12 protein-coding genes are annotated in these 14,349 nt (G+C 40.2%); 9 read left to right on the top strand and 3 right to left on the bottom strand.

Going from position 1 to position 14,349, the window contains the following annotated elements; all coding sequences use genetic code 11:
• Positions 1 to 24 precede the first annotated feature (24 nt).
• Genes purE through purD form a run of 4 tightly spaced genes read left to right on the top strand, consistent with a single transcriptional unit; the run spans position 25 to position 3,511 of the window.
• A complete protein-coding gene (gene purE / locus ACQRBH_RS12625) occupies positions 25 to 537 on the top strand; it encodes a 5-(carboxyamino)imidazole ribonucleotide mutase (protein WP_427761953.1) in 513 nt (170 codons plus the stop codon).
• 51 nt (positions 538 to 588) lie between these two features.
• The gene (gene purM, locus ACQRBH_RS12620) at positions 589 to 1,614 is read left to right on the top strand and encodes a phosphoribosylformylglycinamidine cyclo-ligase (RefSeq protein ID WP_427761952.1); all 1,026 of its coding nucleotides are present in this window, start codon (positions 589 to 591) and stop codon (positions 1,612 to 1,614) included.
• The gene (gene purN, locus ACQRBH_RS12615; RefSeq protein ID WP_427743841.1) at positions 1,608 to 2,237 is read left to right on the top strand and encodes a phosphoribosylglycinamide formyltransferase; all 630 of its coding nucleotides are present in this window, start codon (positions 1,608 to 1,610) and stop codon (positions 2,235 to 2,237) included. Before purM ends, purN begins: the two co-directional genes overlap by 7 nt.
• A gap of 2 nt (positions 2,238 to 2,239) precedes the next feature.
• Positions 2,240 to 3,511, top strand: a complete 1,272-nt coding sequence (gene purD / locus ACQRBH_RS12610) for a phosphoribosylamine--glycine ligase (RefSeq protein ID WP_427761951.1) — start codon at positions 2,240 to 2,242, stop codon at positions 3,509 to 3,511.
• Positions 3,512 to 3,608: 97 nt separating this feature from the next.
• On the opposite strand, the gene ACQRBH_RS12605 is transcribed toward purD, so the two are convergent.
• The 3 genes from ACQRBH_RS12605 to ACQRBH_RS12595 form a co-directional block, all read right to left on the bottom strand.
• On the bottom strand, positions 3,609 to 5,831 hold the full coding sequence (locus ACQRBH_RS12605) for an alpha-galactosidase (RefSeq protein WP_427744812.1): 2,223 nt from the start codon (positions 5,829 to 5,831) through the stop codon (positions 3,609 to 3,611).
• A 107-nt stretch (positions 5,832 to 5,938) separates the two neighbouring features.
• Positions 5,939 to 6,772 carry an AraC family ligand binding domain-containing protein gene (locus ACQRBH_RS12600; protein WP_427744810.1) on the bottom strand — a complete coding sequence of 278 codons (834 nt, stop codon included), beginning with the start codon at positions 6,770 to 6,772 and terminating at the stop codon, positions 5,939 to 5,941.
• Positions 6,773 to 6,814: 42 nt separating this feature from the next.
• Complete coding sequence (locus ACQRBH_RS12595; protein WP_427744809.1) at positions 6,815 to 7,672, bottom strand: MurR/RpiR family transcriptional regulator; 858 nt, start codon at positions 7,670 to 7,672, stop codon at positions 6,815 to 6,817.
• Positions 7,673 to 7,990: 318 nt separating this feature from the next.
• Here ACQRBH_RS12595 and ald point away from each other — a divergent pair, with 318 nt between their 5' ends.
• The 5 genes from ald (at position 7,991) to radA (ending at position 13,998) form a co-directional block, all read left to right on the top strand.
• Positions 7,991 to 9,109 (top strand): alanine dehydrogenase, encoded by a 1,119-nt coding sequence (ald, locus tag ACQRBH_RS12590; RefSeq protein ID WP_235234228.1) that lies wholly within the window; start codon positions 7,991 to 7,993, stop codon positions 9,107 to 9,109.
• A 133-nt stretch (positions 9,110 to 9,242) separates the two neighbouring features.
• A complete protein-coding gene (locus ACQRBH_RS12585; protein ID WP_235234230.1) occupies positions 9,243 to 9,626 on the top strand; it encodes a GntR family transcriptional regulator in 384 nt (127 codons plus the stop codon).
• Entirely contained in the window at positions 9,623 to 12,061 is a 2,439-nt protein-coding gene (locus tag ACQRBH_RS12580) for an ATP-dependent Clp protease ATP-binding subunit (protein WP_427761950.1), read from the top strand. Before ACQRBH_RS12585 ends, ACQRBH_RS12580 begins: the two co-directional genes overlap by 4 nt.
• 56 nt (positions 12,062 to 12,117) lie before the next feature.
• Complete coding sequence (locus ACQRBH_RS12575; protein WP_235234233.1) at positions 12,118 to 12,531, top strand: endosialidase; 414 nt, start codon at positions 12,118 to 12,120, stop codon at positions 12,529 to 12,531.
• Between the two features lie 108 nt (positions 12,532 to 12,639).
• On the top strand, positions 12,640 to 13,998 hold the full coding sequence (gene radA / locus ACQRBH_RS12570) for a DNA repair protein RadA (RefSeq protein ID WP_427761949.1): 1,359 nt from the start codon (positions 12,640 to 12,642) through the stop codon (positions 13,996 to 13,998).
• Positions 13,999 to 14,349 lie beyond the last annotated feature (351 nt).

Below are 14,349 nucleotides of genomic sequence, written 5' to 3'. Positions count from 1 at the left end.
CTATGGAAAGAAAGGATGAAAAATATGCCGAAAGTAGGTATTATTATGGGCAGCGATTCTGACTTGAAGGTTATGAGTAAGGCAGCCGCAATGTTGGAAGAGCTGGGAATCGATTATGAGATGACTATTATCTCTGCTCATCGTGAGCCGGATGAACTGATTGAGTGGACGCGAGGAGCTGAAGGACGTGGAGTGAAAGTTATAATAGCAGGAGCCGGAATGGCTGCGGCACTTCCAGGTATGTGTGCGGCTTTATTTGCATTACCGGTAATCGGAGTTCCGCTTTCCGGAAAGAATCTGGATGGAATGGATGCAGTATTTTCTATCATGCAGATGCCGCCGGGAGTTCCGGTTGCAACTGTAGCAATCGATGGAGCCAAGAATGCAGCGATTCTTGCTGCAAAGATTCTTGCGGCTTCTGATGAAGCACTTCTGGACAAGTTAAAAGCCTATACAAGACAGATGAAAGAGGCAGTGCAGGGCAAGGCTGCAAAGCTGGATGAGATTGGATATGAGGCATATCTTGCTCAAAAATAAAAGATACGAATAAAAAGTAGAAAAATAAAGCATATAATAAGGAGATACGTTATGGATTACAAGAACGCAGGCGTTGATATTGAAGCTGGCTACAGATCAGTAGAACTTATGAAAAAACATGTAAAAGAGACAATGAGACCAGAGGTTTTAGGTGGTCTTGGCGGATTTGCCGGTGCTTTTGATTTGAGTGGTATTAAGAATATGGAAGAACCTGTCCTGTTGTCAGGAACAGATGGTTGCGGAACAAAGGTAAAACTCGCATTTGTAATGGACAAGCATGATACCATTGGAATCGATGCTGTTGCAATGTGTGTAAATGATATTGCCTGCTCAGGAGGTGAACCATTATTCTTCTTAGATTATATTGCATGTGGAAAGAATTATCCTGAAAAAATTGCAACAATTGTAAGTGGAGTTGCAGAAGGATGTAAACAGTCAGAATGTGCTCTGGTCGGTGGAGAAACGGCAGAACATCCGGGACTTATGCCGGAAGATGAATATGATCTTGCAGGATTTGCTGTAGGTGTTGCGGATAAAAAGGATATCATCAGCGGTGAGAATATTAAACCTGGAGATGTGCTGGTTGGTATGGCTTCCAGCGGTGTTCATAGTAATGGCTTCTCTCTTGTCCGTAAAGTGTTTGAGATGACGAAAGAGTCCCTGGATACATATTATGATGAACTGGGCAAGACATTAGGAGAAGCTTTGATCGCTCCTACAAAGATCTATGTAAAAGCGTTAAAGAGCATTAAGAACAGCGGTGTAAAAGTAAAAGGATGCAGCCATATTACTGGCGGCGGCTTTTATGAAAATATTCCGAGAATGTTACCGGACAGCGTGAGAGCAGTTGTAGAAAAGAATAGTTATGAGGTTCCTGCAATCTTCAAACTTCTGGCGAAAGAAGGAGATATTGCAGAGGAAATGATGTATAACACATTCAATATGGGACTTGGAATGGTCATCGCATTAGATCCTGCAGACGTGGAGAAAGCGATGGAAGCAATCAAAGCAGCCGGAGAGACACCATACGTTGTTGGTCATATTGAAGCCGGAGAAAAGGGAGTTACATTATGCTAAATGTAGTTGTGCTGGTATCTGGCGGCGGAACGAATCTGCAGGCAATTATTGATGCAGTAGAATCTGGTGCCATTACAAATACAAAGATTGTCGGAGTTATCAGTAATAATCAAAATGCCTATGCATTGGAGAGAGCAAAGAAGCATGGGATTGCAGGTCAGTGTATCTCACCGAAGCAGTTTTCTTCGCGGGCAGAATTTAATGAGAAATTTATCAAAGCTGTTGATGAGATGCAGCCGGATCTGATCGTATTGGCGGGATTTCTGGTTGTGATTCCTCCTGCAATGATTGAAAAATACAGAAACCGGATCATTAATATCCATCCGTCTTTGATTCCGTCTTTCTGCGGAACTGGGTTCTATGGACTGAAAGTACATGAAGCGGCTCTTGCCCGTGGCGTAAAAGTGGTTGGTGCGACGGTACATTTTGTAGATGAAGGAACGGATACTGGGCCGATTATTCTGCAAAAGGCTGTGGAAGTAGAACAGGGAGATACTCCGGAAGTACTCCAGAGACGAGTAATGGAACAGGCAGAATGGAAGATACTTCCAAAAGCAATTGACCTGATTGCAAATGACAAAGTCAGTGTGATAGATGGCAGAACAGTGATTAGGAGGGATTAAGGATGAAAGTATTAATCGTAGGAAGCGGCGGAAGAGAGCATGCAATCGCATACTGTGTGGCAAAGAGTACAAAGGCAGATAAGATCTACTGTACACCTGGAAATGCCGGAATTGCAGAATATGCAGAGTGTGCACCGATCGGTGCGATGGAATTTGACAAGATCGTTGCATTTGCAAAGGAAAAAGAAGTCGATCTGGTAATTGTCGGCATGGATGATCCATTGGTAGGCGGACTGGTGGATGAACTGGAAGCGGTAGGCATCCGTGCATTTGGACCAAGAAAGAATGCAGCGATTCTGGAAGGCTCAAAGGCATTTTCCAAGGATCTGATGAAAAAGTACAATATTCCAACTGCAGCATATGAGAATTTTACTGATCCGGATAAGGCACTTGCTTACCTTGAAACTGCAAAATTCCCGATTGTACTGAAAGCAGATGGATTGGCCCTTGGTAAAGGCGTGCTGATCTGTAACGATCTGGAAGGGGCAAAAGATGGCGTTAAGACCATTATGCTGGATAAAAAATTCGGCACAGCCGGTAATGAGATGGTTATTGAGGAATTTATGACCGGACGGGAAGTATCTGTCCTGTCTTTTGTTGACGGCAATACTATTAAGACTATGACTTCCGCACAGGATCATAAACGTGCCGGAGATGGTGACACAGGATTAAATACTGGTGGTATGGGAACATTCTCTCCAAGTCCATTCTATACAAAAGAAGTAGAAGATTTCTGTAATAAATATATCTATCAGGCAACGGTAGATGCGATGAAAGCAGAAGGAAGACCTTTCAAGGGAGTAATCTTCTTTGGACTGATGCTGACAGAAGATGGACCAAAGGTATTGGAATATAATGCAAGATTTGGAGATCCGGAAGCGCAGGTTGTTCTTCCGAGAATGAAGAATGATATCATTGATGTTGTAGAAGCTTGTATAGACGGAACTCTTGATCAGATTGATCTGCAGTTTGAAGACAATGCTGCAGTCTGCGTAGTACTTGCAAGTGAAGGGTATCCGGTAAAATACGATAAAGGCCTTCCAATCAGCGGTTTGGATGAATTCAAGAAGCATGAAGGTTATTACTGTTTCCATGCGGGAACCAAATTCGATGGAGATCAGATCGTAACGAATGGCGGACGTGTGCTTGGAGTAACTGCGAAAGGAAAAGATCTGAAAGAGGCAAGGGCCAATGCATATGCAGCGACAGAATGGGTACAGTTCGATAATAAATACATGAGACATGACATTGGCAAAGCAATCGATGAGGCATAGGTAGTAATTATTATTTATTATTATAATGGACGATAGTGCAAGGGGCTGTCATTAACCGACAGCCCCTTTTTACAAAGAATCTAACGATAATTGTAAATTATTTTGCTTTGAAGATATATAATCTGGAATCAAAATCTCCGCCTGGTTCCAGATCTCCATATGCTTCCCCCGCAGACACATCGGTAGTAATCAAACCAAGATTCATCAACTCATCACCATAATACATTTTTCCGGTTATTGTATTTTCATAACATAGATCTGGGTCCAATCCCTTAAGCTGGATGCGTGTGTAAGAATCATTTACAGTATTCAGTACTTTGTACCAGCCGACGATGGCCTCTGTCTTATCGCCACTTACAACCATCCACATAGTTATATTACTTTCAAATGGACTGCTTAAGCGGTAAAATGTACCAAACTGAATGAGTTGGCGGTATTTTTTCATGAATATAATCTGTTCTTTAACCTCGCTTTGTTCTTCTTTCGTCAGTTTGTTTAAGTCTAATTCATATCCAAAAGTTCCAAAGTAGGCAACGTTTGCACGTGTGTGAAGAGGTGTTGTGCGTGCAAGTTGATGGTTCGGTGTTACAGATACATGACTTCCCATGCTGCTGATCGGATAACAGTAGGAAGTCCCATATTGAATCTTCAGACGTTCAATTGCATCAGTATCATCGCTAGTCCAACACTGTGGCGCATAATATAACATTCCAGGATCAAAACGAGCACCTCCACTTGCACAGGATTCAAAAAGCACCTCCGGGAATTGTGAAGTAAGTCTCTCATATAAGTCATAAACACCCAGAATATAGCGGTGGAATACTTCGCCCTGTCTATCGGCGGGAAGTATTGCTGAATAACATTCCGTAATGCTGCGGTTCATATCCCACTTTATGTAAGAAATATGGGATTCGTCCAAAATCTTAGCCATCATCTGATAGATATGATCTACGACTTCTTTACGGGAGAAGTCCAAAACAAACTGATAACGACCGTGAGATGCATTTCTCTGTGGCGTCTGGAGCATCCAGTCTGGATGTGCCCGGTAAAGGTCAGAATCCTTGTTAATCATTTCAGGCTCAAACCAAAGGCCGAATTTCATGCCCAATTCTTCGATTTTTTGAGAAAGTCCCGCAATTCCATGTGGGAGGAGATCTGGATTTGGAATCCAGTCACCAAGTCCGGCATGTTCGTTTCTGCGGCCGCCAAACCAGCCGTCATCCAAGACGAAGAGTTCCACACCGCTTTCTTTGGCTTTGTGGGCAATCTCGAGAATCTTATCTTCGTTAAAATCAAAATATGTTGCTTCCCAATTGTTAATTAGAATCGGACGGGCTTTATCTCGCCAGACTCCACGTGCCAGTCGCTTTTGATATAATTTCTGGAAAGTCTGACTCATATGATTCAGTCCCTTGTCTGAGTAGACCATTACGGCTTCTGGGGTCTGGAAACTTTCACCAGATTCTAATTTCCAGTCAAAAGTGTCGGGATGGATTCCAAGCAAAACTCTGGATGAAGCGTGAGTATCTACTTCCACTTGAGCGAGAAAATTGCCGCTGTATATTAGACTGAATCCAATTGCTTCGCCTTGGAATTCATCGGCAGTTGGACGCTTCAGTATGATAAATGGATTATGTTCATGGGAAGAATGACCTCGAAGGCTTCCGACAGATTGAATGCCCTGTTCTAGTTTCCTTGTTTTCAGATGACGTTCTCTGGCCCATGCACCTGAAAAGTGAAGAAAATCATAATTATAATCTGGCAAATCCATGCAAAGACTCATAGCTTTGGTCAGATGTATGCTTTCAGAACCATGATTTGTAAATCTCGCGCTGCGTGCGATGATACCACCTTTGCAGAATATTGTATATAATAATTCCAGTTCCATTCCTGTGACAATATCTTTTAACTGAAGTGTGAGTGTCATTGCCTCGGAATCATCTTCTGTATAAGTTGCCGGAAGTCCAGTAAGCTTTGGTTTGCCGGAAGTAATCATATGACCAGAATATTGGAAGTCTGAGATGCGGCTTCCGTTAGCCTGAAGAATCTCAACAGCAGATTCTCGATAGTCGGTGGTTCCGTATACACCATATTCTTGCTTGATATGTTCTAATGAAATTGTTTTGTCATTTTCTATCAGATAAGATGCCATCGGTCTTGGAGCAGATTCTACAAGATAAGAAAAATCCTCTTTGTGATGGATGTGTTTTCCAAAATATAATTGTGCCATATGGCCGGTAGGCAATATGCTCATGATATAACTGATGGTGTCATTATACAGATGAAAAGTTTTTGAATGCTCTTGAAAGATGATATTCATGTTAGTACCTCCTAATAATACGATGCTATAAGATGATTATAGAAAAAAAGTGATGGAAAAAGTAGAAAGATATGTTAGACAAAACAGTCAAAATGTTAAAAAGCCGGTCATGCGGTCTGCCGGCTTTCTTTGCGATATCTGGAAGGTGTTTGTCCCATATGTGTCTTGAACGTTTTAGAAAAAACGAGGGCATCTGTGTAACCACAAGAAAAGGCCACACTCTCAATAGATAGATCTGTCAGTCTCAGAAGTTCTGCTGCATGTGTGATTCGGTAATTGGCAAGATATTCCTGTGGTGATACACCAAGATATTTACGAAAAAGTGTATAGAGATAACTACGGTTAATACAGACATAATTAGCAATATCTGTTACATGAATTGGAAGAGAATAGTTATCTTGAATAAATTCTACTGCACGCCTTACATATAGATTTCCTTCCTCTAATTGTGTAGGAATGACAGTGGAAATGTCTCTTGACAGGATGGAAAAAAAAGAATAGATTAAGCTCTCTGATAAAAACTGATTCATGACAGCGGAAGTATTGTTGTTCAGCATGTGGAGGACTGTCTGTTTTAATTCATCTGCATAGCTGCATTGGAAAGTTGGATGCTGACGGGTAAGACCGATGTCTTGCAGATACTGGCTGGCACTATTTCCGTCAAAACCGACCCAGATATAAGTCCATGGATCGGAGGTATCGGCTTGATAAAATGTCTGTATCTGTGGAAAAATCAAGAATCCCTGGCCGGCAGACAGATGATATCTTTTTTCTCCAATATGGTATTGACCTTTTCCTTTTAGAATATAATGTAATAGATAGTTCGGACGTACCGCCGGACCAAAACTATGCCCTGACGCACATTCGTCGTATCCACAATAACACAAATATAAATCTGAGAACTTTCTGTCAGATGTCTGATGAATATATGATGCTTCCATGTTGCTCCTTTGTATATGCATGAGAATAGTCATTTTGAGAAATCAATAATTTCCCAATTTTTCAAGATATTTGTCAATTTTTTTCAGGCGTTTTTCAAATCCTTTTACCTTATGGCTGATAGTTTCAAGTAACGCTTCAGCTACAAATTGTGGACCGACCATTGAATTAAAGAAAGCGTTACTGTCTACTGGAACGGTAAGAAGAACTGTTGCATACTGAGCCAGCAAAGAACTGGGCTTATCAGTGATTACGATAATGCTGGCACCTACTTCTTTCGCCATCTCAGCGGTAATCTTATCTACCGATGAATATCTGGGAAAAGAGAAGACAATCAGGCAATCGTCTTTGCTGATATTACACATATGATCGATGGGGCTGATTGGAGACGCATTGGTCATCTCTACATTCGGTATCATATGTTTTAAATACAGTAAGAAAAAGTCACCCAGACAAGAATTGCCACGGGATGCAGCAATGTATTTGTGCTTACTGGAGATGATGATATCTGCAGCTTCTTCAAATACATTACTGGAATTATTGACAAATACAGATTCCAGATTTTTTGCAGCATTTTTTAAATGCCGATTAAGATAATCAGAATTATTTTCTAATTTCGCTCTTTTGGCAACACGCTGTGCTGGTACAGTAATACTGCTGGAAATGCTAAATACTTTGTCTTGATAATCTTTTCTCAAGGCTTTTTGGAAATCCATGAATCCGGTGAATCCGAGAGACCTGCTGAATCGAATAACGGAGGATTCACTTACTCCTAATTTCAAAGCAATCTCGGTGGAAGTCATGAAACATGCATCAGATGAATTATCCAATACATATTTTGCAATCATTTTCTGTGTTTTGGTTAAATTGGCGTTGTGGATGATTTCTCTTAATTCTTTCATATATTTTCCTCCGGAAATCGCAGATATAAGGAATATTTTCCATATTATATCATAATGTATAGTTAAATTTAATCATGAAACGCAAAATAATGCAAGTAAATTGTAGATACAATAGCTATTTTATCAACACAATTAAAAGTTTTGTGAAAAAAATAACTTTTGTTGAATAATATAGATGCATGTGTTAGTATAATTTTAGAGACAAATGAATAATATTCTTCACAAAAAATTGGGAGTGAAAAATATTGTTCAAAAAATGTCAATGTCGGAACGAGCGACAGGCTATTAACTTAGTGTAAAAGTAGGAGGTAGATTGAAATGAAAGTAGGATGCGTAAAAGAAATTAAGAACAATGAATTTCGCGTAGGTATGACACCAGATAATGCAAAAAGTTATGTAAATGCAGGTCATGAAGTTTATATTGAGAAAGGTGCTGGAATTGGTTCTGGATTTTCAGATGAAGAATATGCAGCAGCTGGAGCAAAGTTATTAGATACAGCAAAAGAGGTATGGGATATTTCTGAGATGATGGTTAAGGTTAAAGAGCCATTGCCAGAAGAGTATCCATTATTCCATGAAGGGCTTATCCTTTATACGTATCTTCATCTTGCAGCTGACAAACCGCAGACAGATGCGCTTTTGAATGGCAAGGTAAAAGGTGTTGCTTATGAGACATTATTTGACCCAAGAAATGGAGGCCTTCCACTTCTTGCACCAATGAGCCAGATTGCCGGACGTCTCAGTATCCAGGAAGGTGCTAAATATCTTGAAAAGAGATTTGGTGGAGAAGGTGTTCTTCTTGCAGGTGTTCCAGGAACTCCAAAGGCTAACATCGTAATCCTTGGTGGTGGTAATGTAGGAACAAACGCTTGCAAGATTGCAGTTGGAATGGGCGCTAATGTAACAATCATGGATATTAGCCTTCCAAGATTAGCTTATCTGGATGACCTTTTCGGAGCACGTGTTCAGACATTAGTTTCTACAGATGCTAATATTGAAAAAGCAGTAAAAGAGGCTGATCTTGTTATCGGTTGCGTATTGATTCCAGGAAAATCTGCACCGAAGATCTTTAAGAAGAAATATCTGAAAGAGATGAAACCAGGTGCTGTATTCGTAGACGTTGCAGTTGACCAGGGTGGATGTGGCGAGACAACAAAGGTTACATATCATGATGACCCAATCTTCGTAGAAGATGGCGTTGTTCACTACTGTGTAGGAAATATGCCAGGAGCAGTTCCAAGAACATCAACAATTGCTCTTACAAATGCTACATTAAGCTATGGTCTGCAGATTGCAAACAAAGGCTTAGAGCAGGCTTGTAAAGATAACGAAGTTATCTACTCTGCAATCAATACATATGATGGAAAACTGACCTGCAAGAACGTTGCAGACAGCTTCGATTGCTATGAATATGTAGATATCAAGACACTTTGCTAATTAATATTAAAATTTCCAAACTTAATTCCTTCAAAGTTGCAAAGGGGGCTTACAATTTAGGTTGTAAGCTCCCTTTACTTATGTTATATTATATATATAACAAAAGACACAAGGTTTAGAAAAAGGTGATACTATGCTGATAGAGATTGACTTTAATAGTGATGAAGCGATATACGTTCAGCTGCAAAATCAGATTATTTTGGGAATTGCGACAGATATGATACAAGAGGGAGACAGTCTTCCTTCGGTCAGACAGCTGGCTGAGACTGTAGGCATTAATATGCACACGGTGAATAAAGCATATGCAATTCTGAAGCAAGAAGGATTTATTCAGCTTGACAGGAGAAAAGGCGCAGTAATTGCGATTGATGTTGATAAAGCAAGAGCGCTTCTCGAAATGAAGGAACGAATGCGGATTTTATTGGCAAAAGGAAGATGCAAGAACATTTCGAGGGAAGAAGTGCATGCATTGGTAGATGAGATATTTGACGAATATGGAAAGGGAAAGACAGAATGAATTATACAGAACAGGCGAATAGTGTTTTGCAGATTGCAAAGAAGACTGCAAAAGATTTAAACCATCCCTATGTTGGAACGGAACATCTGCTTCTTGGATTGCGAAAAGTTTATAGTGGAGTTGCGGGACAGATTTTGGCCACGAATGGCGTGGATGAAGAGAAGATTTTAAAAATTGTAGCTGAACTGGTATCTCAGACGGGAGACGTATCGGTAAAATATCAGCCGGAATTTAGTCCTAGATTGGAATATATTTTAGAGGAAAGTAAGACAGAAGCAATACATTCCCGTTCGGATAAGATTGGGACAGAGCATATGTTGCTGGCGCTAATGCATGATGCGGATTGTGTTGCTACACGTATATTACTTACTTTAAATATTAATATACAAAAGATGTACCAGGACATCTTGATGGTACTTGGATTGGATCCGAAGGAATATCAGGAAGATATGATGCAAGAGGGCGCATCGAAAAAAGAGGGGGTTCTAGAGCGATTTGGGACCGATTTGACGGTACGGGCCGAAGAGGGAAAACTCGACCCTGTAATTGGAAGAGAAGAAGAAATCAGTCGTCTGATGCAAGTGTTGAGTAGAAGAACGAAAAACAATCCTTGCCTGGTAGGAGAACCGGGAGTGGGAAAGACGGCAGTAATTGAAGGCCTTGCGTCGCGGATTGCATCTGGTGTTGTGCCGGAAGGAATGAAGGATAAGAGAATTCTTATGATGGATCTGGCGGCGATGGTAGCAGGCTCAAAGTATCGTGGAGAATTTGAAGAAAGAATGAAGCGGCTGATCCAGGAAGTGAAAGAAGCTGGTAATGTGATTCTGTTCCTTGATGAAGTGCATACGATTATCGGTGCAGGAGGGGCAGAAGGTGCGATGGATGCATCCAATATATTAAAACCTTCACTGGCACGCGGGGAGTTGCAATTGATTGGTGCGACCACGATAGCCGAATATCGTAAATATATTGAAAAAGATGCGGCTTTAGAGAGGCGGTTTCAACCAATAACTGTAGAAGAGCCAACAGAAGAACACTGCCTGGATATTTTAAAAGGTCTATGTGCAAAATATGAAGAGCATCATCATGTGATGATAGAAGAAGAAGCATTATGTGCAGTTGTTAGATTGTCGAGTCGATATATTAATGACAGGTTTCTTCCGGATAAAGCGATAGATGTCTTGGATGAAGCTTGCTCAAAAGTCAGCCTGCGAGGATTTAAAGTTCCTGAAAATATATATCGTTTGGAAGAGTCTGTGTGTGAATTGTCAAATGAGTTGGAAGAAGCAATTCGCAATGGAAATATGCAGGAGGCTTCTTTGCTTCATAAAGAGCAGGAAGAGATAATGCAGAGGCTGGAGCAGATGAAAAAACGTTTTGAAAAAAGGAACGCCGGGAAAAAGGTTATAGTGACAGAAAATGATATTGCAGATGTTGTGTCACAATGGACAAAGATACCTGTACAAAGACTTGCGGAATCTGAAAGCGTAAGACTGAATAAGCTGGAACAGACACTTCATAAACGAGTGATCGGCCAGGATGAAGCCGTTACTGCGGTAGCAAAATCAATCAAAAGGGGAAGAGTGGGACTTAAAGATCCGACACGTCCAATCGGTTCATTCCTGTTCCTGGGACCAACGGGTGTAGGCAAGACAGAATTGTCTAAAGCGTTGTCAGAAGCACTTTTTGGAAATGAAGAATCCATGATACGAGTTGACATGTCGGAATACATGGAAAAGCACAGCGTTGCAAAAATGATTGGTTCTCCGCCGGGATACGTGGGACATGATGATGGCGGCCAGCTTAGCGAACAGGTTAGACGGCATCCATATTCAGTGATTCTGTTTGATGAGATTGAAAAAGCGCATCCGGATGTATTTAATATTCTTTTGCAGGTTCTCGATGATGGTCATATTACAGATTCTCAGGGAAGAAAAGTAGATTTTCGCAATACAGTGATCATTATGACATCAAATGCGGGAGCACAGGCAATTATTGATCCGAAAAAACTGGGCTTTAATGTGAAAGAAGATGAGGCTGGAGATTACAAGAGGATGAAGAATAATGTAATGAATGAAATAAAATTAATCTTCCGACCAGAATTTTTGAACCGTATTGATGAGATTCTTGTATTCCATCCGCTGAATAAAGATCAGATGAAAAAGATCGTGGGATTAATGTGTAGAGAATTGATATCTCGAGCCAAAGAACAACTGGGAATTCAGCTTATTATCAGAGATTCTGTGAAAAAGCATATTGTAGAAACGGGAACTGATCAAAAATATGGGGCGCGTCCGTTACGGAGAGCTGTTCAAAATCAACTAGAAGATAAATTGGCAGAAGCTATTCTTAGTGGGGAAATTAAACGGGGTTCCGAAGTGATAGTTGGAATGTCTAAAAAAGAAATAAAATTTGTTCCTAAGACTACAAATTAAAATATTTTTGATATATAATAAGGGTTACAAAAGAAGAACCTTAGGAGGAGAAACAAATGGCAGCAGTGAAAGAACTTTTGAAAGCCGAAGCAGATGGAACACTTAGTTTTGGAGATTATACATTAGGCAGCAAAACAAAACTGGATGGATTCGAATTTCAGGGGGACTTATATAAGGTAAAGACATTTGCTGAGATTACAAAGTTAGAGAAAAACGGTATGTTTGTATACGAATCTGTACCGGGAACATCTGTTGAGAACTTTAAGGCAAGTGAAGATATTGTGTCGTTTAAAGTGTCAGGAACCAAAGACGCACAATTTACTTTGGAATTAGAGGCGGATAGCGAATACGTTGTATACATGGATGATGTAAATGTGGGAGATATGAGAACTAATTTAAGTGGTAAGTTGAGTGTAAGTGCTGAATTAGAGCCTGATAAATCTGTTGAAGTAAAAGTAGTAAAAAAATAATGATAGTACCATAAAAGGGCTGCTGATTGCAGCCCTTTTTCTGAATAAAGAGAGATGTTGTTAGCTGACAAAATATAAAAAATATCATTAAAACATCAGGAGAGAGATATGGCAAAAGCAAAGAAAAGTATTTATTTCTGTCAGAATTGTGGACATGAAGAGAGTAAATGGCTGGGGCAATGCCCTGCATGTAAGGAGTGGAATACATTCGTAGAAGAAAAAGTGACTTCAATAAAGCAGGTGGCAGTAAAAGAACGTAAAGAGACGAAAGTAGTTACTTTGACAAGTATCACTACAGATGAAGATGAAAGGATGAAAACAGGAATTGATGAACTGGATCGTGTTCTGGGAGGAGGAATTGTACCGGGATCTTTGGTATTAGTAGGAGGCGATCCGGGAATCGGGAAATCAACTCTGCTTCTTCAGGTGTGTCAAAGACTGTCCGCAATGGATAAAAAAATATTATATATATCAGGAGAAGAGTCCCTGAAGCAGATCAAATTGAGAGCAAATCGAATGGGGACATTTTCAGAGACTTTATATCTTTTGTGCGAAACGAGCCTGGATATCATAAAAAATGTTATTGAACAGCAGAAGCCAGATATGGTCGTAATAGATTCTATCCAGACGATGTATAATGAAGAAGTAGGATCCGCACCAGGAAGTGTGTCGCAGGTAAGAGAATCTACGAATATATTCATGCAGTTGGCAAAAGGATTGAATATTTCTATATTTATTGTCGGACATGTAACAAAAGAAGGAACAGTGGCTGGACCACGTGTGCTGGAGCATATGGTGGACACAGTGCTTTATTTTGAGGGAGACAGGCATGTTTCGTATCGCATCTTGCGAGGAGTTAAGAATCGTTTTGGATCAACGAACGAAATAGGTGTGTTTGAGATGCAAAAAAGCGGTCTGGCAGAAGTGGAGAATCCATCAGAATTCATGCTAAGTGGAAAGCCCGAAAATGCATCTGGATCAGTCGTTGCCTGTGCAATGGAAGGAACAAGACCAATGCTTTTGGAAATTCAGGCGCTTGTATGCAGGAGTAATTTTGGAATGCCGAGAAGGACAGCGGCGGGACTTGATTATAATAGAGTGAACCTATTGATGGCAGTACTGGAAAAGAGAGTGGGACTTCCCTTATCAAATTATGATGCATATGTAAATATTGCTGGGGGCATGAGGATGAATGAACCGGCGGTAGACTTAGGGATCGTGATGGCAATTGCGTCTAGTTATAAAAATAAACCTGTACCTGAAGATGCAATTGTATTTGGTGAAGTGGGTTTAAGTGGAGAAGTCCGGGCAGTAACTATGCCAGAACAGAGAGTGGCAGAAGCAAAAAAACTTGGATTTAAAACATGTATTGTTCCAGAGGTTTCTGTAAAGAATATCGGAAATGTGGCTGGAATAGAAGTAATTGGAATTAAATCCGTGAATCAGGCAATGAATCTTTTGACATAATTAGTAAAGAGTAATTGTGGTGAGAAAAGTAGAGAATATCTCGAACAAATTGTACGAATTGTATAAATAAAATAAAAAATAAAAATAATATTGACAATTCCTGATTCTATGTGTTATCCTAACAAAGCTGACGCGAGAGACATCTGAGAGATTGCTGGAAAAGAAGCGTTAGTAAAAAAGATTAAAATACTTGTTGACATTTGTCGACAAGTATGGTAATCTAAATAAGCTGTCGGTTGAGCGATGATTCGCAATGAAAGAACGACGAAAAATAAATTAAAAAAGTTGTTGACAAGCGAGAAAACATATGATATATTGATATGGCTGTCGCGAATGAGACAACAAAACAAT

Source organism: Bariatricus sp. SGI.161, assembly GCF_050313695.1.
GTDB lineage: Bacteria > Bacillota > Clostridia > Lachnospirales > Lachnospiraceae > JAFBIX01.
This window is presented reverse-complemented; position numbering and strand designations above follow the sequence as displayed.